Below are 19,083 nucleotides of genomic sequence, written 5' to 3' on the forward strand. Positions count from 1 at the left end.
GTCGCTCTCCTGGGTCAAGGGCGGGGGTGTTCGTCCGGGATGTTGAGTTGGATGCCCATGCGCTGGCCTTCGGCAAGGATGTGCTGGCGCATCTGGGCGCTGGCCTCGGCGCTGTTGCGTTCGCGGATGGCGCGCACCACGGCATCGTTTTCCTTCAGCCGTGCGGCCAGGTGTTCGGGCGAGTTGCGCAGCATGTCGGCGCTCTGCTTGAGGGCGTTGCTGGTCTGCTGCACCACGCTCTGGAAGATCGGGTTGGTGGTCAGGGCGAACAGCGCCTCATGCAAGGCGATGTAGGCTTTGACCCCGGCTTCGCTGTCATCGGCCTCCAGCGCTTCGCGCATGTCCATCAGCGTCAGGCGCAATTGGCCGATGTCGTGGCTGTTGGCCGATTGCGCGACCAGGCCGACGATGAAGGGCTCGAGGGTGTAGCGCAGCTCCAGTACATCGGCCAGGCTGGCCGACGCGCTGGTGTCGATGCCCGGCTCCAGCAGGGCAGCATCGGCATCCAGCACCAGCACGCCTTTACCGGGCAGCGCGCGCACCAGGCCCAGGGTTTCCAGCACGGTGACGGCTTCGCGCAGGCTGGGGCGGCTGATGCCCAGTTGTTCGGCCAGTTCGCGCTGGCCAGGCAGCATGTCGCCGGAGCGCCACTGGCCTCGGGCCAGGGCTTGGCGGAGTTTTTCCACCACTGAGTTGACGACGGTCGATGAGCTGATCACGGTTCGCTCCTGGAAGGGCCGGCGTCACCGCCGGCCGCGTTCGATCAGAATTCCTGTTGATGGATGTTGGGCTGCTTGCGGGGCGTGTGGGCAAAACCTGGTTTGCCAGCGAGTACGTTCTGCGCGCGCTCCAGGTCGATGTCCTTCTCCCAGCGCGCGATGGCCACGGTGGCCACGCAGTTGCCGATCAGGTTGGTCAGTGCCCGGCCGATACCCATGAACCAGTCCACCGCCAGCACCAGCACCAAGCCCACCACCGGAATGGCCGGCACGGCGGTCAAGGTGGCGGCGAGGATCACCAGCGCCGAGCCTGGGATGCCATGAGCGCCCTTGGAAGTCACCAGCGAGACCAGCAGGATGGTCAACAGGTCGGTCATCTCCAGTGGCGTGCCGGTGGCGTTGGCGATGAACACGATGGCCAGGGTCAGGTAGATGGAGAAACCGTCGAGGTTGAACGAGTAGCCGGTCGGGATCACCAGGCCGACGGTGGAGGTACCAATGCCCAAGTGCTCGAGCTTGCGCATGATCTGCGGCAGCACGGCGTCGGAAGAGGCGGTGCCGAGGACGATGGTCAGCTCTTCACGCAGGTATTTGATCAGGGGCAGCAGTTTCAGGCCCGACAGGCGCATGACGGTACCGAGGACAATCAGCACGAAGCCGGCGCAGGTCAGGTAGAACAGTGCCACCAGGCCACCCAGGTGCTGCAGCGACTCGAGGCCATATTTGCTGGTGGTGAAGGCGATTGCGCCGAACACACCAATGGGCGCCAGGCGCACGATCATGCCCATGATGCGGAAGATCACGTGGCTAAGTTCGTTGATCAGCCGCGAAATACCTGCCGCCGAGTCGCCCACCAGGTTCAGCGCGCTGCCGAACAGCACCGAGAACAGCAGCACCTGCAGGATGTTGTTGTCAGCAAAGGCGCCGATCACCGACGTCGGGATCAGGTCCATGAAGAAGGCGGTGGCACCATGGATGTGCTGGCCGCGCTCGGCCAGGCTGCTGGCGTCGGCGCTGGACAACTGGTCCAGGTGGATGTTGGCACCGCTGCCAATGCCGCTGCTGAAGGCGAACACCAGGCCGATCACCAAGGCGATGGTGGTCAGTACTTCGAAGTAGATGACTGATTTCAGGCCGATCCGCCCGACCTTTTTCAAGTCGCCGGCACCGGAGATACCGCTGACCACCACACAGAAGACGATCAAGCCGATGAGCATCTTGATCAGCTTGATAAAGCCGTCACCGAGGGGTTTGAGTTGCAGGGAGACTTCGGGGAAGCTGAGGCCGCAGGCAATGCCGAGGGCAAGGCCCAGCACGACTTGCAGGAAGATCGAACGCGAGCACCATTTGAGCATGGGAGTGATCTCTGGTCGGTGTCCTTGCTTCGATGCCGCGAGGGTCAAAGAGCGCAGGACTTAATTATTGTGGTCTTACCGGTTTGTTCAGCGCGAGGCCATAAAAGCGCGAAAAATCCTACATTGCAAGTGATTTTGGCCTTACCGGTCTGACCAGTTGTGGGGCAATTGGCCCTGCCAGGCTCTAATTCGGTGCATGCCATTTATCGGGGCTGAACAGCGCCCCCAGGTAAACCGATGAATCAGGTCAGGGCTTGGCCAACGCCTGGTCCACTGCTGCAATCAGCTTGCCAAGATCTTTGGGCGGGGCGTTGTGGATGACACCGAACAGATAGGCGCGCTGTTCCTCTTCGTCGTCCGGTTCGGCGAAGAAGTCCTTGGGTTTGACACCCAGTACGCCTGCGAAGGCCATGAGCGCATCGACGCTGGGGGTATAGGCGCCGGTCTCGAAACGGCTGATGGTCTTGGGGTCGAAGCCGGTTCGCTCGGCGAATTGTGCCTGGGTCAGACCCGCCAGCTTGCGGTAGCGGCGCAGGGCAAAACCCAGAGCTGATCTCGTCATCACTTAATTCCCATTTAGAATCAAGAACTTAACGATATCTATCCGCATGGCGCAACGCCATGATCGATCACCTTTATTTGATTTATGTGATGAATTTCGTAGAATTCGCGGCTTGACCGGACAGTCATCGTCGAGTTTCCAGTGTCATTCGGCCTCATGCCGGTATGGCTGGAAGCGCATGTGCACATTGGAGCGGATCGCTGCGTATCGGTTCCGATGGTCGTCGATGGGCAGGGTGCCGGTTCGTCAGTGAATGGAGTCTCATCGTGCGTCTCAATCTCCCGGTAACCCCGGTCGAGCAACGTTTCCCCTCGGGTCAGCGGCTGATTTCCGCCACCGACACCGCCAGCCACATTACCTACTGCAACCCCGAATTTGCCGCCATCAGCGGTTACAGCGAGGCCGAGTTGATCGGCAGCCCGCACAACCTGGTGCGCCACCCCGACATGCCGCCAGCGGTGTACGCATTGATGTGGCGCTACCTCAAAGCCGGCAAAAGCTGGATGGGCATCGTCAAGAACCGCTGCCGCAATGGCGACTTCTACTGGGTCAATGCCTACGTCACGCCGATCCTTGAAGACGGCCGGGTGATCGGCTACGAATCGGTACGGGTCTGCCCGACCCGCGAACAAGTCAGCCGTGCCGAGGCCCTGTATGCGCGACTGCGCCAGGGCCAGGCGCCGCTGTCGTACGGCCGCCGCCTGGCGTTGCTGGGCCAGGCCATGGCCTTGCCGCTGCTGGGTGGTGTGTTGGCGGTGGGCGCCAACCAGTTCTGGCCAGGCTGGCCAGGGCAGGGCCTAACCCTTGCGTTGTTCGCGGCCTATGGCCTGTGGATGCGCAACGACCTGGGCCGCCAGTTGCGGCGGGTTATCCAGGGCGCCGAAGGCACCTTCGCCGACCCCACCGCTGCGCTGACCTACAGCGACCTGCCGGGCGCTGCCGGGCAACTGCAGCTGATTCTGATCGGGGAAGAGGCGCGCCTGAAAACCGCGTTGACCCGGCTCAGCGACCTGGCCACGCAGATGGCGGTAGCCGCGCACGATGCCGGGCGTCTGTCGCGCGGTACCGAAACGGCCCTGCTGGAGCAGCGCGCTGAAACCGACCTGAGCGCAACCGCGATGACCGAGATGACCGCCTCGATCGGCGAGGTGGTCAACCATGTGCAACTCACCGCCGCCGAGGCGCATACCGCGCACCTGCTGGCCGAGCAGGGCAGCCGCGTGGCCGATGCCAGTGGCACGGCGATTCGCGCCCTTGCCGGCACCGTGGACCAGATCAACCAAGCGGTCACCCACCTGGCTGGTCAGACCGGTGCCATCGCCGAGGCGGCGGGGATGATCCGGGGCATTGCCGAGCAAACCAACCTGCTGGCGCTCAATGCCGCCATTGAGGCCGCCCGTGCCGGTGAGCAGGGCCGTGGCTTTGCCGTGGTGGCCGATGAGGTGCGGGCGCTGGCCGACAAGACCCGGCAGTCGACGTTGCATATCCAGGCCATCATCGATGGCCTGCGCAGCGGTGCCGAAGAAGCCGTGGCCATTGCCAGCCGAGGCATTCAGGGCGCCGAGCAGGGCGTTGCCCAGGTGCAGGAGGCCCAACAGGCGCTGCACGGTATTCGTGAAGCCGTGCAACGCATCAGCGGCATGAGCCAGCAGATGGCCACAGCCTCGCAGCAGCAGTCTGCCGTGGCTGAAGAGGTGTCGCGGCAGATCAACGGTGTGGCGGGCATTGCCCAGCACAGCGCCCATAGCGCCAACGCGGCCGCCTCGCGCGGTGCCGAGCTGGAGGAGGTGTGCGCCGGATTGCGCGCCCTCGTGGAGCGCTTCAACCGTTAGGGCAGGATGCTTATGGACGATAACTATCGCGCGGCCGTGGACGCGGCCGCGATCTTTTCCGAAACCGACCTGCGTGGCTGCATCACTTACGTCAACCAGCAGTTCTGCAGCATCTCCGGTTACAGCCGCGACGAACTGCTGGGCGCCAACCACCGCATTCTGAATTCCGGCCTGCACGAGCCGGAATTCTTCCTCGGCATGTGGCGGGCGCTGACGGCGGGCAAGGTGTGGAAGGGCGAGATCTGCAACCGCGCCAAGGACGGTTCGTTGTACTGGGTCGACAGCACCATGGTGCCACTGGTCGACCCGCTGACCGGCAAGGTGCGCAAGTATGTGTCGATCCGCTTCGACGTCACCGAGAAGCGCCAATTGCTGCACACCTTGCAATGGCGGGTGGGGCACGATGTGCTGACCGGGCTGCCCAACCGCGCCTACCTGTCCGACCTGCTCAACCAGGCACTGGCGTTCTCGCGCCGTGAAGACATCCCGCTGGCGGTGTGCATGCTCGACCTGGATGGTTTCAAGGCGGTCAACGATGGCTACGGGCATGCCACCGGCGACCTGTTGCTGGTCGAAGTGGCGCAGCGCCTGAAGGGCATCTTGCGCGGGGGGGATGCCGTGGCCCGGTTGTCGGGTGACGAGTTTGTGCTGATCCTGCGCAATGTCAGCGACGACCGCCAGCTGCATGCGGCCCTGCGCCGGGTGCTGCGGGCGCTGGCGGCCACCTATGTGGTGCGCGAGCACACTCTCTCGCTGAGCGCCAGTATTGGCGTCACGCTGTACCCGCTCGACGATGAGGACGCCGATACCCTGGTGCGCCACGCCGACCAGGCCATGTATGTGGCCAAGCAGCGTGGGCGCAACCGTTACCACGTGTTCGATGTGTCCCAGGAGCAGGAACTCAAGGCCACCCACCAGACCGTGACACGGGTGCGTCGGGCACTGCGCAATCGCGAGTTGTGCCTGTACTACCAGCCCAAGGTCAACCTGCGCAGCGGCGAGGTGCTGGGTTTCGAGGCGTTGCTGCGCTGGCAACGGCCGGGGCGTGGCCTGGTGCCGCCGGGCGAGTTCCTGCCGTTGGTGGAACAAACCGACCTGATCATCGAAATTGGCGAATGGGTGATCCACCAGGCGCTGAGCCAGTTGCAGGCCTGGCAAGGGCAGGGGCAGCCATGGTCGGTGAGTGTCAACATTGCTGCGCGGCATTTGCAGCGCAGTGATTTCGTCGAACGCTTGGAACAGGTGCTGGCGGAGCACCCCGGGGTTGACCCGGCCCGCCTGGACCTGGAAATCGTCGAGTCGGTGGCCATCGACAACCTGCAGCATGTCAGCCGGTGCCTGGATGCCTGCCGGGTCTTGGGCGTGCGCTTTTCGCTGGACGATTTCGGCACCGGCTATTCGTCGCTGAGCTACCTCAAGCGCTTGCCGACCCAGACCATCAAGATCGACAAGTCGTTCGTGCGTGACATCCTCCATGACCAGGATGACCTGGCCCTGACCGGGGCGGTGATCGGGCTGGCGCGTGCGTTTGGCCGCGAGGTGGTTGCCGAAGGCCTGGAGAGTGTCGAGCATGGGCGGGTGCTGATGGCACTGGGTTGCGAGCTGGCGCAGGGGTATTTCATCGCCAGGCCGATGCCGGCGAGTGAAGTGCTGGCCTGGGCGCAGGGGTATCGGCAGCCTGAGCAATGGCGCAGCGGTAAAGGCTGAAGTCGAAGCGCTTGCAGCCGAATCGGCTGCGGGCGACACGCCCTGCAGGGGGCCTGCCACCCGCTGTACGTCAGCCGGCCTGGAACAGAGCCTGGGTCAACTGCCGGTAGAGCTGGTCTCGCGCCTGCTGGCGCGTGCTGAGCAGCAGGCGGCCAGCCAGCGCGTAAAGCTCGTCTTCGCCTCTGTAGCGCCCCGACACCAGGTCGATGCGCTGCAAGGTGCCCTCCACCCGCCATGCCAGCCCCGGTACGGTGTGGGTCTCGCGCTCCAGCGCGGTGATAAACGCCAACGGAACAGCGGGCCCGCGGTAGGCCCCGGGCGCGGTGGTGGGTTCACTCAACTCGGTGTAGTACTCCGAGGCGGCCTCCCAGTCACGTGCGAGCGTTTCGAATGGCTCAGGCCGTAGCCGCCGAACCCATGCGCGCCAGAAGCGTTGCTCGCTCGCCCAGCGTGCCAGGAAGGCAGCATCCGCCTCAGTTTCGACTGCCAGGGCCAGGCGTTGCAGGGTGGTCTCGCTCAGTTGCGCCAGGTAGCCGAAGGCGATCTGCCCAGGTTGTTCGGGCAGGCCCAGGCGTTCGCGCAGGGCGATGCGTGCGACCAGGGCGATTTCAATTTCGTCGGGCGGGGTTTGCGGGTCGCTCAGGTGCGCATCGCTCAAGTCGTCTTCCGCCACCAGGGCTGGTGCGGCCTGGCGTTCGTTGTCGTTTTGCGCATCGTTCAAGGCCTGCCGGCGTGCCCGGCGAGCGTTGTACAGGGCGCCTATGCGTTCATCCAGGCGGCCCTGGCGGGCCAGGCCGGTGGCGACGGACACAGCGACCGCTTCGTCGGTGGCGCCGGGGTGCGCGGCGGCCACGCTACGCCATACCGACACCTGCGTTTCGACCCGCTGGAACAGCAGGCTGGCCTGGTCCACGCATGCCTCGGCTGCGTCGTTGATCTCGGTGAGTACTTGCTCACGCAGCTCGGCGAGGCCCCAGCCCGCGTCACCGACGTCTTCGCGGGTGAGCGTGCGCAGTACATGCACGATGCGCTCACGCGTGCGCACCGGGTTAGCCAGGTACTCCGGCGTTTGCGCCATGCGTTCGGTCAGGCGGTACACGGGCGCCCACTCAGCGTCTTCGGCATTGGCCTCGCGGTGTGCCTCAAGCTCGGGGGGCAATTCGATCACCCAGGCCTCGTCCTCCAGGGCTTCCATGTCAGGGATGGCCGTCAGCCCTGCGCCGAACAGGCTGCGTTGGGCCTGCTCACTGAAAGGGTTGTCGTCGAAGTCGTAATAGGTGCCTTCATCCCCGTTGCGTATCGCTTCAGCGAACGCCGTGTCGTGCAATTCGGGTGCATCGACCAACCGGTTGCCACTGAGGTCGAGCGAGCGCAGCACGAGTGGGCGTTGGTTCATCAAGCCTGGCAGGCCTTCGGGCCATTGGGTGATACCGACGCGGTCGAGGTCGAGGGTATGCAAGTGCTGCCAGCCGGTCACGTCGGGTGTCAATTGCAGTGGGTTATCCCCTAAGCGCAGCGAGTGCAGCTGGTTGAGGCGGCCCAGCGCCGCGCGGCTTTCTGCGGTGAGGGTGATCTCGCATGAGCCCAGGCTCAATTCGGTCAGCGCGGGCCAGCCTTGCAACGCTTCGAAGTGTTCGGTTTGCAGTGCGAGCCTGTTCAAGTCGGCTCTCAGCGCGTACAGCTGCTGCAGCTGGCCGAGCCGCTGCAGTGCGGCGACAGACAGGCTCTCCAGGCCGCCAGAGAGGTTGAGCCGCTGCAGGCGGGGCAGGCGCGTCAGTAGATCGATATTGTGTGCCTCCTGCAAAGCCACGACGTTGCACTGCAAGTCCAGGGTTTCCAGTTCGGTCATCTGGGCCAGGGCGCCGGGCAGCAAACGCAGCCTGTTGCTGGCCAGGTCCAGGTTACGCACGCCAGGGAAGGCCTGCAGGAAGCCATCGAGGTTGATCGCTTCGCCATGGGGTGAGTCGACGACCGTCAGCCACCGGACGTGCTCCAGGCGCGTGGGTAAGGTCGGCAAGGCGCCCAGGTCCTGGGCTTCCAGCACCAGGTCCAGCTGATCGGCCTCCACACCCTCCCTGCGCCAGGCCTGGCGTATGCGCCGTGCGGCCTCCGTCCGCGCAGCGGTGCGTTGTTCGAGGGTGTCTACCGCCAGGCCTTCTGTGTCATTTACCCAGCCATCCAGTGTGGTGTTCAGGCGCTGGTATTCTTCGCGCAACTGTTCGAGCAGCCGGGTAAAGGCGCCTGGGCTTTCACCGGCCTCCAGGCGCAAGCGCTGGCGCAGCCACTCGCGGTCACCGGGGTGGCGGCTGGGGTACAACGTGTCGAACAGCTCGTCATCATTCAGCCAGCCCCGGCCACGGCCGCTGAGGGGGTAACCGACACGGCCGCCCGGCGCGAGCCGTGTGGGCCGCCGATACAGGGTGCGCACAGGCGCCATACCTAATTGCTTGGTGGCGTACGTGCGGTTGCCGGCAGCCTGTTCGAGCAGGGCGTCACGCAAGGGCAGAGGGTCATGTATCTGCAAGCCAAGGGCGATGCGCTCGCTGTCAGGCAGGGCGTTGAGAATGGCCTGGTAGAGCGCCGTGTGGCCGGCCAGCGGTTGGCCGTGTTCGTCGTAGGGTTGGTAGCCCCGATCATCGCGCACCACGGTTTTGCCGGCTCGTCCCTGGGCGCCAGTGCCCTGCAGTCGTGGGCCTTGCAGGGTGCCCTCTCGCAATTCGAGGTGCACCTCGCCCGTCCAACCCGGTAGCCGTCGCAGAAAACCCACGGCCAGGGCATCACGGTCCTGCACCGGGCCGCTGTTTTGATAGAAGCGCAGCAGGGCGCGGTCGAGGCGTGCTTCGTGCTGGTAGGCGCGGGCTGTTTCGGCTACCGAGAGCGGCAATCGGCCCCTTCGTTGGCCAAGGGCCAAGTCCTTGGTACGGGTATTGGCAAGGATCTCGGCCTTGGCTCTGCGGCTGAGGGATGGGAAGTCCCGGCCATGCAGCAGCGTGATGGCGTCGGTGCTGGCCGCTGTGGGGGTATCGGTGGCGCCCAGTGCTTGCAAACAGTCGAGCAGCAGGGCGGGGGCAGCTTCCTGATCGACCACCACGCGGCGCACGGCTGCTTCGCTGAAACCACTGCAGCGCAGGGCGCGCAGCAGGGTTTCATCACTCACCGCCGGGCCGCTGTTGGCGATGCGCCGCAGCAGTTTGGCCGCGTCCCACGCCAAGGGCTGTTCGTGCTCCAGCAACCACGGCACCTGGCCATTGCCGAGCAGGCGAGGGGCGCGTTGATGGCCTTTCGCGTGCGCCAGCTGCCAGCGACTGTCGGGGGCTTTTTCCAGCGGCATGGCCTTGCCCTCCAGGTTGATCCACGGTTGGCCCTGCCAGTGGTGCAAGCCATCCGCTCCAGGGGTGCCTGGCGGCCAGGGCGCCTCGCGGGTGAAGGGGCGCAGGTCGCCGTGCCACAGGCGCTGGCCTGTTCTGCCGGGGAGGCGTGTCCAGTTTTCAAGGGGGCCTGCCAGCTGGACCGCGCTGTGCACGGCACCCAGTGCCGCAACCTGCAGCAGGCTGTTGAGCACACCGAACAGATGGCTGATGGCGGCCTCGGTTTCGCCTTCGTTCAGCGCATGGACGCCTTCGAGGAACTCGCCCACGATTTGCGCCCCGCCGACCACCAGCATCACCTCGCCCAAGGCGGGCACGAAAAAGCTGGCCACATTCAGCACAGTCAGCCCCACACCCAGCCAACCGAGCAGCCGGGCAGTTTGCGCCGCCGCGTCGAACTGCGCCGTGGGCACAGCCAGTGTCACGGCATCTGCCAAGGTGGTTTGCACTTGGTTGCGGGCCCTGGCACTGAAGCATTCGCCGGGCCACGGCGTGAAGTCCAGTGGCAGGCGGGCGTTCTTGTCCAAGGTTTCTTGCCACAGGTCGTGGGGCGAGGGGAACAGCCGGTTGATCCAGTTAAATGACTCACGTTTCTCCAGTGTAGGCGGGGTCGGGTGCAGCGCTGCGTAGGGATAGCGCGGGTAGAGTGTGTGCCTTAGTCGCGCGGCGAAGGCGGGTTGCTGCGCGTGGCTGACAAAACGTTTGAAATACACACGAAAAGGCTCCTCCCATAGCCGCTTCGTGAGTGCTGCGCCGACGGCCTGCAAGGACGAGTACTGGTGCAGGGCGCCTTGGGTGTCCCCAGGCAGGTAAAGCAGGCACGGCTCAGTCTGCCCGTGTGGCTCGAGTCGCAGCAGCAGGGCACCACTCAGCGGGAAACCGAGCAGGCTCAGGTAGCCACATTGCAGGCGCATCGCCCCACTGAGCGTCTGTACCTCGCGCGCGCCGGCAAGCGCGGCCTCGCCCAAGGCTTCGCCGCGGCTGTCGATGTGCCCTTGCAGCCGCGCTGATAACAATTCGACCGCGAAGGCGGCACGGTCCTGCTCACCCAGCAACGCGCGAAAATCAGCGGTGTCGACGTGCTCGCGCAGGTGGTCCAGGTAGCGCTGGCCAAGGTCGAGGCGCCGTACGCCTTTCACGAATCGCACGCTGTCGAGCTGTTCCAGTTCAGGCGCATCCTGGTTGGCATAGAGGCGTACCGGCGTGTCCGCTTGCAGATTCTGCAGGGCAGCTTCCAGCCAGGACCGATTGCGCAGGTGGCCCGTGGTGCGCTCGGTCAACACGGTGGTATCGAGTGGAGGCAGCGACACGCCGGGGTACCAGTGTGCGAGCGCGTCCTTCAACAACGGTCGGCAGAACGCCTCTACCGATTGCAGCGGGGCAAGGGCCTTCTGCAGTGCATGTGTGGCGCGGTGGCTGTGCAGCAGGTGGGTTTTCAGGGCCTGGCGCTGATGCGAGGAAGTCTGGCGAAGCCAGCCAGGCAGGCGCTGTTGAATCAGGGCTACGTGATGGGGGTGCAAATGGCTCATGGGCTGCTCCTGACAGGTTGGAGCAGCGAGGGTAATGACCCGCATTAGCCCGGCTTCAGTATGCTGATAGCACCTTCAACGCCCACCCTGCAGGTGGGCGGGTTCGAGCCCCTGTTCACGCAAGCGTTTGTACAGGGTGGTGCGGCTGATGCCGAGCAGGCGTGCCAGCGATGAGATGTTGCCGCCGCAGCTGTGCAGCAGGTTGGCCAGGTCCGTGGCAGGGGCGGGTGGCGAGCATGCGCGAGGTGTGCCGGCCTGGGCAATGAAACACGCTGAAAAGTGTTCGGTGCCGATGGGCTGGCTGCCAGCGAGGGCCAGCGCCACCTGCACTACGCTGTTGAGCTGGCGCAGGTTACCTGGCCAGGGGTGGTGCAACAGCAGGTCGAGTATGTGCGGGGGCAGTTGCCGGGGTTGCCCGGGGGCGAGATGCCGGGCGTGCACCTGCTCGATCAGCGCGTGCCGATCACTGCGCTCGCGCAAGGCGGGCAACACCAGGGTCAGCCCGGCCACGCGGTAGTAGAGGTCCTCGCGAAATTGCCCGTTGCGCACGGCTTCGGCCAGGTCGCGGTTGCTGGCCGAAACCACGCGGATGTCCACGGTCACCGGCTCGCCACTGCCCAATGGCTGGATGCTGCGCGATTGCAACACGCGCAGCAGCCGGGCTTGGGTCGGCAGCGGCATGTCGCCGATTTCGTCGAGAAACAAGATGCCGTGGTCGGCCTTGCGGATCAGCCCGGGGTTGCCCTTGTGGTGGGCGCCGGTAAAGGCCCCTTTGTCATAGCCGAACAGCTCCGACTCGACCAGCTCGGCGGGGATCGCCGCGCAGTTGACTGCAATCAGCGGCTGCCCGGCGCGGCGGCTGGCGCGGTGCAGGGCCTCGACGAAGACTTCCTTGCCAACCCCGGTTTCGCCTTGGATCAACACCGGGATGTCTTTTTCCAGTAACAGGCTGGCCTGGGCCAAGGCGTTGTCCAGGCGTGGGTCGACAGGGCCTGGGGCCGGGCGCTTGGGGCCGTGGCGCGGCGCTTGCCACTGGCAGTGGAAGCGGTGGCGCCCGGCGGCCTGCAAGGCGAAGGGCTGTTGCGGCGGCTGGGCTAGCAACTGCTGCAACGGGACTTGAAACAGTTGCTCGAGGTTTTGCCGCAGCGGGTTGTCGCCGAGCAGGCTGTCGGCCCGGTGATTGGCCGCAATGACCAGCCCGCGCTCATCGAACACCAGCAAGCCCGCCCAGGGGCTGTCGAGGTTGTCGGAAGCGCTGTTGAACAGCAGTTGGGCGTGGTGGTCGGCATGCTGCGCCAGTATCAAACGGTTCTCCAGGCTCTGGCCCATCATCCGTACCAGGCCGAGCGTCTGGCTGGCAGGCAAGTACCCGTCGCTGGCCACATCGAGCGCGCCGACCAGCTGCCGTTCGCCATCGAACACCGGCGCCGCAGCGCTGCACAGGTAGCGGTTCTGGCGCAGGAAGTGTTCATCCTGGCCCACATGAATCGCCTCGGCGCAGACCAGCGCCGTGCCGAGTGCGTTGGTGCCGACGCCGCGCTCGTGCCAGTGTGCGCCGGCACTGAAGCCGTGGCGCTGGCGCGGGTCGACGAAGCGCCGCGAACCCCAGCTGTCGAGCAGGCAGCCACCGGCGTCGGCCAGCATCACCAGGTAGCTGGCGTTGCCCAGCAGGTTTGCGTATTGCGGCAGCACCTCATCGCGTGTCAGGCGCAGCAGGGCCTGGCGGCGCTCCAGCAGGGCGCTCAGTTCGGCCGGCGGCAGGCAATCGAAATCGGGTGGGCTTTGCGGTTGCAGGCCGTGGTCGCGACAACGCGCCCAGGATGCCTGGATCAGTTGGGCATGCGGCGAAGCGGATGCGGCCATGGGCCTGTCCTGTGTGATTGTTGTTATCAGCCGACCGCTGTTCAGTGTCGTCCACCGTTGTTCATTGTCAAACCTTGGCGTGTTCAGTTGTCCAGCGAATGTGTTCAGCTGTGAACAGGCCATGGCTGACCTCGCGCGGTGAGGGCGCGCGGCAGAGCGTTCAGGCTGGGCTGGCACGAAACTCGCTCTGCCCAGCGGACAACAATCCTAAAAAGGCCACGCCATGTCCTTGGTGCTGGAGCAGGTCAGCCGCAGTGTCGATAACCAGGCCTGCATCGTCGATGCGTCCCTGCGTTTCGAGCCGGGTTCGTTCAACGTTTTGCTCGGCCGCACCCTGGCCGGCAAGACCAGCCTGATGCGCCTGATGGCCGGGCTCGACCGCCCGGACCTGGGCCGTGTGCTGCTGGACGGCAACGATGTCACCGGGGTGCCGGTGCGCCTGCGTAACGTATCGATGGTGTATCAGCAGTTCATCAACTACCCGACCTTGAGCGTGTACGAAAACATCGCCTCGCCCCTGCGCCAGGCGCGCCTGGCCGAATCGGAAATTCGCCGGCGGGTGCAGGAAACCGCCGAAATGCTGCGCATCGAAGCCTACCTGCAGCGGTTGCCGCTGGAGCTGTCCGGCGGCCAGCAGCAACGCACGGCGATGGCCCGGGCGCTGGTCAAGGACGCCTCGCTGATCCTGTTCGATGAGCCCTTGGTCAACCTCGATTACAAGCTGCGTGAAGGCCTGCGCCAGGAGCTGCGGGCGTTGTTTGCGGCGCGTAATTGCATTGCCGTGTACGCCACCACCGAACCCAACGAAGCGCTGGCTCTGGGCGGCACCACGACGATCCTGCATGAGGGGCGCATCGTGCAGAGCGGCCCGACCGCTGCGGTCTATCAGCAGCCCAGCAGCGTGCTGGCCGCCGAGCTGTTTTCCGAGCCGCCGATCAACCTGGTGCCTGGGCGCATCGCCGGCAACGAGGTGAGCCTGGCGCAGGCGGTGCACTTTGCCCGCAATGCCGACCTGCAGCGCCTGGGCGAGGGGGACTACCGCTTTGGCGTGCGGCCCAGCCACATCACCCTGGTGCCGACCCATGATGATGACCTGGAGCTGGCGGTGCTGGTGGAGCTGGCCGAGATCAGTGGCTCGGAAACCTTCCTCCACGTGCGCAATGAACACTGGCGGATGACCCTGCACCTGCCAGGTGTGCACGAGTACCAGGTGGACACCCCAATCCGCGTGTTCATCCCCACGCACAAGCTGTTTGTCTTCGACGCTGCCGGGGCCTTGGTGCAGGCTCCAGGCGTGCGTCAGGCGAGGAGTCGCTGATGGCCGAGATCCGCCTGCGCCAGCTGGCGCACAGTTACAGCCGTCAACCGACCTCGGAGGCGGACTACGCCCTGCACGCGCTGGAGCATGTGTGGGAGCAAGGCGGCGCCTATGCCTTACTCGGGCCTTCGGGGTGCGGCAAGTCGACCTTGCTCAATATCATTTCGGGGCTGCTTACTCCCTCCCATGGCGACGTGCTGTTCGACGGCAAGCCCGTGAACGCGCTGTCGCCGCAGGCGCGCAACATCGCCCAGGTGTTTCAGTTTCCGGTGGTGTACGACACCATGACGGTGTTCGACAACCTGGCCTTCCCCCTGCGAAACCAGGGCGTGGACGAGGGCAGGGTGCGTGCCCGGGTCGAAGAGATCGCCGAGGTACTCGACCTGTCCGCTGTGCTGAAAAAGAAGGCGCGCAACCTCAGCGCCGACGAGAAGCAGAAGGTTTCGATGGGCCGTGGCCTGGTGCGCGATGACGTGTCTGCGATTCTCTTCGACGAGCCGTTGACGGTGATCGACCCGCACCTGAAGTGGAAGCTGCGGCGCAAGCTCAAGCAGATCCATGAGCAGTTCAACATCACCATGATCTACGTCACCCACGACCAGTTGGAGGCGTCGACCTTCGCTGACAAGATCGCGGTGATGCACGGCGGGCGCATCGTCCAGTTCGGCACCCCGCGCGAGTTGTTCGAGCGCCCGCGGCACACCTTTGTCGGCTACTTCATTGGCAGCCCCGGCATGAACTTCATCGACGTGCGTGCCGAAGCCGATGGCGTCAGCTTTGACGGCTTGCACTTGACGCTGCCCGAAGGCCTGCGCGAACGCTTGGCAGAAACCACCGGCGGGCGCCTGCAAGTGGGCATCCGGCCGGAGTTCGTGCAGCTTTGGGACAGCCCGCTCGACAACGCGTTTGCCGTGCAGGTGCTGGATATCGAAGACCTTGGCACCTACCGCATCGTCACCTTCCAGCTCGGCAGCGCCACGCTCAAGGCGCGCCTGGGCGAGGATCGCCCGCTGCCGGCGGGGCAGGCCTGGGTCACCCTGCCGAGCCAGTGGCTGATGCTGTATGTCGACGATGTACTGCTGGAGGCCGGACCATGAACAAGGTGCGCAACAACAAGGCGTGGTGGCTGGTGCTGCCGGTGTTCGTGCTGGTGGCGTTCAGCGCCGTGGTGCCGATGATGACCGTGGTCAACTATTCGGTGCAGGACATCTTCGACCAGTCCAACCGCTATTTCGTCGGTGCCGACTGGTACCGCCAGGTGTTGCGCGACCCGGCCTTGCACGATGCCTTGCTGCGCCAGTTCATCTATTCCGGCTGCGTGCTGCTGATCGAAATTCCATTGGGCATCGCCATCGCCTTGACGATGCCGACCAAGGGGCGCATGGCCTCGATCTGCCTGATCGTGATGGCTATTCCACTGCTCATTCCCTGGAACGTGGTCGGCACCATCTGGCAGATCTTCGGCCGCGCCGACATCGGCCTGCTCGGTGCCACGCTGGCCAAGCTTGGGGTCAACTACAACTATGCCGGCGACCCGTTCGATGCTTGGCTCACGGTGCTGGTGATGGACGTCTGGCACTGGACGTCGCTGGTGGCGCTGCTGTGTTATTCGGGCCTGCGCGCCATACCGGATGTCTATTACCAGGCTGCCCGCATCGACCGGGCTTCGGCCTGGGCAGTGTTCCGCCATATCCAGCTGCCAAAGCTGAAGAACGTGCTGCTGATTGCGGTGATGTTGCGTTTCATGGACAGCTTCATGATCTACACCGAGCCGTTCGTGCTGACCGGTGGCGGGCCTGGCAACGCCACCACCTTCCTCAGCCAGACCCTCACGCGCATGGCGGTAGGGCAGTTCGACCTGGGGCCGGCCGCGGCGTTTTCGCTGGTGTACTTCCTGATCATCCTGCTGGTGTCGTGGCTGTTCTATACCGCCATGACGCACGCCGACAAGGACTAGGCCATGAGCGCGCGCAAAGCAGTGCCACTGTTGCTGTACTTCTTCTTCCTGCTGGTGCCGATCTACTGGCTGCTGAACATGTCGTTCAAGAGCAACACCGAAATCCTTGGCGGCCTGACCCTGTGGCCGCAGGCATTCACGCTGGACAACTACCGGGTGATCTTTACCGATGCGAGCTGGTACAGCGGCTATATCAACTCGCTGTACTACGTGTGCCTGAACACAGTCATTTCGTTGGCGGTGGCGTTGCCGGCGGCCTATGCCTTCTCGCGCTATCGCTTCCTCGGTGATCGCCATCTGTTTTTCTGGTTGTTGACCAACCGCATGGCGCCGCCGGCGGTGTTCCTACTGCCGTTTTTCCAGCTGTATTCCTCGATTGGCCTGTTCGACACGCACATTGCCGTGGCGTTGGCCCACTGCCTGTTCAACGTGCCGCTGGCGGTGTGGATTCTTGAAGGCTTCATGTCGGGGGTGCCGAAAGAGATCGACGAAACGGCCTACATCGACGGGTACAGCTTCCCGCGCTTCTTCGTGAAGATCTTCATCCCGCTGATCGGCTCCGGCATCGGTGTGACGGCGTTTTTCTGCTTCATGTTTTCCTGGGTCGAACTGCTGCTGGCGCGCACCCTGACGTCGGTGAACGCCAAACCTATCGCAGCGGTGATGACCCGAACCGTGTCCGCTTCGGGGATCGACTGGGGCGTGCTGGCGGCGGCCGGGGTGTTGACCATCCTGCCCGGCATGCTGGTGATCTGGTTTGTCCGCAACCATGTCGCCAAGGGCTTTGCCCTCGGCCGAGTGTGAGGAGGGGAGCACATGGAATGGATGGCCTGGACCTTGCCCACGGCGCTGTTCTTCGCGGCCGTCGGCATGCTGCTGTTGTGCATGACCCTGCTTGAACTGCGCCGCCCCTGCGTGGAGCGGCGCGGCTTCCTGCCGATCGTCACCAGCCGTGGCGACCGGTTGTTCATCGGCCTGCTGGCCAGCGCCTACCTGCACTTGCTGGTAGTCGGGGTCAGCGACTGGCCTTTGTGGGTGGCCTCGCTGCTGTCGCTGGGCTGGCTCGTGGTGGTGTTGCGCTGGGGCTGAGCGACGGCTCCGGGAATAACTCAATCGGGAGATCACAATGTTCCACAACAATCACAAACGGCGACATTTGACCCTGGCCGCGTTGCTGGTACTGGCCAGCGTGCACGGGATGGCGTGGGCCGACCAGTACGAAGACGCGGCGAACAAGTGGATCGGCAGTGAGTTCAAACCGTCGACCCTGACCCCAGAGCAGCAGTTGGCCGAACTCAAGTGGTTCATCAAGGCCGCCGAACCGTTTCGTGGGATGAAGATCAACGTGGTGTCGGAAACCATCACCACCCATGAATACGAGTCCAAGGTGCTGGCCAAGGCGTTCAGCGAGATCACCGGCATCCAGCTGACCCACGACCTGCTGCAGGAAGGCGATGTGGTGGAGAAGCTGCAGACGCAGATGCAGTCGGACAAGAACATCTATGACGGCTGGGTCAACGATTCGGACTTGATAGGCACGCACTTTCGTTACGGCAAGGTCGAGTCGATCACCGACCTGATGGCCAACGAGGGCAAGGCCTACACCTCGCCGACGCTGGACTTGAAAGACTTCATCGGCATTTCCTTCACCACCGCGCCGGATGGCAAGGTCTACCAACTGCCTGACCAGCAGTTCGCCAACCTTTACTGGTTCCGTGCCGACTGGTTCGAGCGGCCTGAGCTAAAAGCCAAATTCAAGGAAAAGTACGGCTATGAACTGGGCGTGCCGGTGAACTGGTCGGCCTACGAGGACATCGCCCAATTCTTCACCGAAGACGTCAAGGAAATCGACGGCAAGCGCGTGTACGGCCACATGGACTACGGGAAGAAAGACCCCTCGCTGGGGTGGCGCTTCACCGATGCCTGGTTCTCGATGGCCGGTGGTGGCGACAAAGGCCTGCCCAATGGTTTGCCAGTGGACGAGTGGGGGATTCGCGTCGAGGACTGCCACCCGGTGGGCTCGAGCGTTACCCGAGGCGGTGACACCAACGGCCCCGCGGCGGTCTATGCGACGCAGAAGTACGTGGACTGGATGCGTGCCTACGCGCCCAAGGAAGCCCAGGGCATGACCTTCTCCGAAGCGGGCCCGGTGCCGGCCCAAGGCAACATTGCCCAGCAGATTTTCTGGTACACGGCTTTTACCGCCGACATGACCAAACCCGGCTTGCCGGTGGTCAATGCCGACGGCACGCCGAAGTGGCGCATGGCGCCGTCGCCCAAGGGGCCGTATTGGGAGGAGGGGATGAAGCTGGGCTATCAGGACACGGGGTCGTGGACCTTCTTCAAATCCACCCCGGAGAAGCAACGCCTGGCCGCCTGGTTGTATGCGCAGTTCGTAACCTCCAAGACCGTTTCGCTGAAAAAGACCATCGTCGGCCTGACGCCGATTCGTGAGTCGGACATCAACTCCCAGGCCATGACGGACCTGGCGCCCAAGCTGGGTGGGTTGGTGGAGTTCTACCGCAGCCCGGCGCGGGTGCAATGGACGCCCACCGGCACTAACGTGCCTGACTACCCGCGGCTGGCGCAGTTGTGGTGGAGCCATATCGCCGAAGTGGCCAGTGGCGAAAAGACCCCGCAGGAGGCGCTGGATGGCCTGGCCCGCGATCAGGACCGCATGATGGAACGGCTGCAGCGTTCCAACGCACAGGCGACCTGTGCACCGAAGCTCAATCCGGAAAAGGATGCCCAGTACTGGTACGACCAGCCGGGTGCGCCGAAGCCGAAGCTGGCTAACGAGAAGCCCAAGGGCGAGACGGTGAGCTACACCGAGTTGCTGAAGTCGTGGGAGGCAGCGCGCAAGTAATCGGCTG

Annotated in this window: 13 protein-coding genes and 1 pseudogene; 9 read left to right on the top strand and 5 right to left on the bottom strand. The window is 64.4% G+C overall.

Annotated elements, in window-relative coordinates:
• Positions 1 to 14: 14 nt before the first annotated feature.
• The 3 genes from GIB19_RS15005 to GIB19_RS15015 all read right to left on the bottom strand — a co-directional run bounded on the left by GIB19_RS15005 (position 15) and on the right by GIB19_RS15015 (position 2,636).
• Positions 15 to 719 (bottom strand): FadR/GntR family transcriptional regulator, encoded by a 705-nt coding sequence (locus GIB19_RS15005; protein WP_099429946.1) that lies wholly within the window; start codon positions 717 to 719, stop codon positions 15 to 17.
• 44 nt (positions 720 to 763) lie between these two features.
• Positions 764 to 2,074 (bottom strand): C4-dicarboxylate transporter DctA, encoded by a 1,311-nt coding sequence (locus GIB19_RS15010; protein ID WP_099429945.1) that lies wholly within the window; start codon positions 2,072 to 2,074, stop codon positions 764 to 766.
• A 247-nt stretch (positions 2,075 to 2,321) separates the two neighbouring features.
• Positions 2,322 to 2,636 carry a helix-turn-helix domain-containing protein gene (locus GIB19_RS15015; RefSeq protein WP_027593967.1) on the bottom strand — a complete coding sequence of 105 codons (315 nt, stop codon included), beginning with the start codon at positions 2,634 to 2,636 and terminating at the stop codon, positions 2,322 to 2,324.
• A gap of 164 nt (positions 2,637 to 2,800) precedes the next feature.
• On the opposite strand from GIB19_RS15015, the pseudogene GIB19_RS28455 reads away from it, so the two are divergent.
• The 3 genes and pseudogenes from GIB19_RS28455 to GIB19_RS15025 form a co-directional block, all read left to right on the top strand.
• Positions 2,801 to 3,232, top strand: a pseudogene (locus tag GIB19_RS28455) (PAS domain-containing protein); the annotation flags it as partial.
• Between the two features lie 126 nt (positions 3,233 to 3,358).
• Entirely contained in the window at positions 3,359 to 4,468 is a 1,110-nt protein-coding gene (locus GIB19_RS15020; RefSeq protein ID WP_446731386.1) for a methyl-accepting chemotaxis protein, read from the top strand.
• 12 nt (positions 4,469 to 4,480) lie between these two features.
• Positions 4,481 to 6,175 (top strand): putative bifunctional diguanylate cyclase/phosphodiesterase, encoded by a 1,695-nt coding sequence (locus GIB19_RS15025; protein ID WP_274887029.1) that lies wholly within the window; start codon positions 4,481 to 4,483, stop codon positions 6,173 to 6,175.
• 70 nt (positions 6,176 to 6,245) lie between these two features.
• Here the strand turns inward: GIB19_RS15025 and GIB19_RS15030 are convergent, their stop codons facing one another.
• Both GIB19_RS15030 and GIB19_RS15035 read right to left on the bottom strand, forming a co-directional pair.
• Complete coding sequence (locus GIB19_RS15030; protein ID WP_274887030.1) at positions 6,246 to 11,072, bottom strand: dermonecrotic toxin domain-containing protein; 4,827 nt, start codon at positions 11,070 to 11,072, stop codon at positions 6,246 to 6,248.
• 75 nt (positions 11,073 to 11,147) lie between these two features.
• Positions 11,148 to 12,935, bottom strand: coding sequence for a sigma-54-dependent Fis family transcriptional regulator (locus tag GIB19_RS15035; protein WP_274887032.1), 1,788 nt, complete (start codon positions 12,933 to 12,935; stop codon positions 11,148 to 11,150).
• 223 nt (positions 12,936 to 13,158) lie between these two features.
• On the opposite strand from GIB19_RS15035, the gene GIB19_RS15040 reads away from it, so the two are divergent.
• Genes GIB19_RS15040 through GIB19_RS15065 form a run of 6 tightly spaced genes read left to right on the top strand, consistent with a single transcriptional unit; the run spans position 13,159 to position 19,076 of the window.
• The gene (locus GIB19_RS15040; protein ID WP_027593963.1) at positions 13,159 to 14,253 is read left to right on the top strand and encodes an ABC transporter ATP-binding protein; all 1,095 of its coding nucleotides are present in this window, start codon (positions 13,159 to 13,161) and stop codon (positions 14,251 to 14,253) included.
• Positions 14,253 to 15,350 carry an ABC transporter ATP-binding protein gene (locus GIB19_RS15045; protein WP_274887033.1) on the top strand — a complete coding sequence of 366 codons (1,098 nt, stop codon included), beginning with the start codon at positions 14,253 to 14,255 and terminating at the stop codon, positions 15,348 to 15,350. Before GIB19_RS15040 ends, GIB19_RS15045 begins: the two co-directional genes overlap by 1 nt.
• Positions 15,347 to 16,210, top strand: a complete 864-nt coding sequence (locus tag GIB19_RS15050) for a carbohydrate ABC transporter permease (protein WP_027593961.1) — start codon at positions 15,347 to 15,349, stop codon at positions 16,208 to 16,210. The genes GIB19_RS15045 and GIB19_RS15050 overlap by 4 nt, the downstream gene beginning before the upstream one ends.
• Positions 16,211 to 16,213: 3 nt before the next feature.
• Positions 16,214 to 17,014 carry a carbohydrate ABC transporter permease gene (locus tag GIB19_RS15055; RefSeq protein WP_027593960.1) on the top strand — a complete coding sequence of 267 codons (801 nt, stop codon included), beginning with the start codon at positions 16,214 to 16,216 and terminating at the stop codon, positions 17,012 to 17,014.
• Positions 17,015 to 17,026: 12 nt separating this feature from the next.
• Entirely contained in the window at positions 17,027 to 17,299 is a 273-nt protein-coding gene (locus GIB19_RS15060) for a DUF2160 domain-containing protein (RefSeq protein ID WP_027593959.1), read from the top strand.
• Between the two features lie 37 nt (positions 17,300 to 17,336).
• Entirely contained in the window at positions 17,337 to 19,076 is a 1,740-nt protein-coding gene (locus GIB19_RS15065) for an ABC transporter substrate-binding protein (RefSeq protein ID WP_027593958.1), read from the top strand.
• The last annotated feature ends 7 nt before the right edge of the window (positions 19,077 to 19,083 follow it).

It is taken from the genome of Pseudomonas sp. ITEM 17296 (assembly GCF_028895205.1).
GTDB lineage: Bacteria > Pseudomonadota > Gammaproteobacteria > Pseudomonadales > Pseudomonadaceae > Aquipseudomonas > Aquipseudomonas kermanshahensis.

Bases quoted from the DNA above. Each gene is read 5' to 3' on its own strand.
- GIB19_RS15010 (WP_099429945.1), bottom strand. From the start codon at position 2,074: ATGCTCAAATGGTGCTCGCGTTCGATCTTCCTGCAAGTCGTGCTGGGC.
- GIB19_RS15015 (WP_027593967.1), bottom strand. From the start codon at position 2,636: ATGACGAGATCAGCTCTGGGTTTTGCCCTGCGCCGCTACCGCAAGCTG.
- GIB19_RS15020 (WP_446731386.1), top strand. From the start codon at position 3,359: ATGGCCTTGCCGCTGCTGGGTGGTGTGTTGGCGGTGGGCGCCAACCAG.
- GIB19_RS15025 (WP_274887029.1), top strand. From the start codon at position 4,481: ATGGACGATAACTATCGCGCGGCCGTGGACGCGGCCGCGATCTTTTCC.
- GIB19_RS15030 (WP_274887030.1), bottom strand. From the start codon at position 11,072: ATGAGCCATTTGCACCCCCATCACGTAGCCCTGATTCAACAGCGCCTG.
- GIB19_RS15035 (WP_274887032.1), bottom strand. From the start codon at position 12,935: ATGGCCGCATCCGCTTCGCCGCATGCCCAACTGATCCAGGCATCCTGG.
- GIB19_RS15040 (WP_027593963.1), top strand. From the start codon at position 13,159: ATGTCCTTGGTGCTGGAGCAGGTCAGCCGCAGTGTCGATAACCAGGCC.
- GIB19_RS15045 (WP_274887033.1), top strand. From the start codon at position 14,253: ATGGCCGAGATCCGCCTGCGCCAGCTGGCGCACAGTTACAGCCGTCAA.
- GIB19_RS15050 (WP_027593961.1), top strand. From the start codon at position 15,347: ATGAACAAGGTGCGCAACAACAAGGCGTGGTGGCTGGTGCTGCCGGTG.
- GIB19_RS15055 (WP_027593960.1), top strand. From the start codon at position 16,214: ATGAGCGCGCGCAAAGCAGTGCCACTGTTGCTGTACTTCTTCTTCCTG.
- GIB19_RS15060 (WP_027593959.1), top strand. From the start codon at position 17,027: ATGGAATGGATGGCCTGGACCTTGCCCACGGCGCTGTTCTTCGCGGCC.
- GIB19_RS15065 (WP_027593958.1), top strand. From the start codon at position 17,337: ATGTTCCACAACAATCACAAACGGCGACATTTGACCCTGGCCGCGTTG.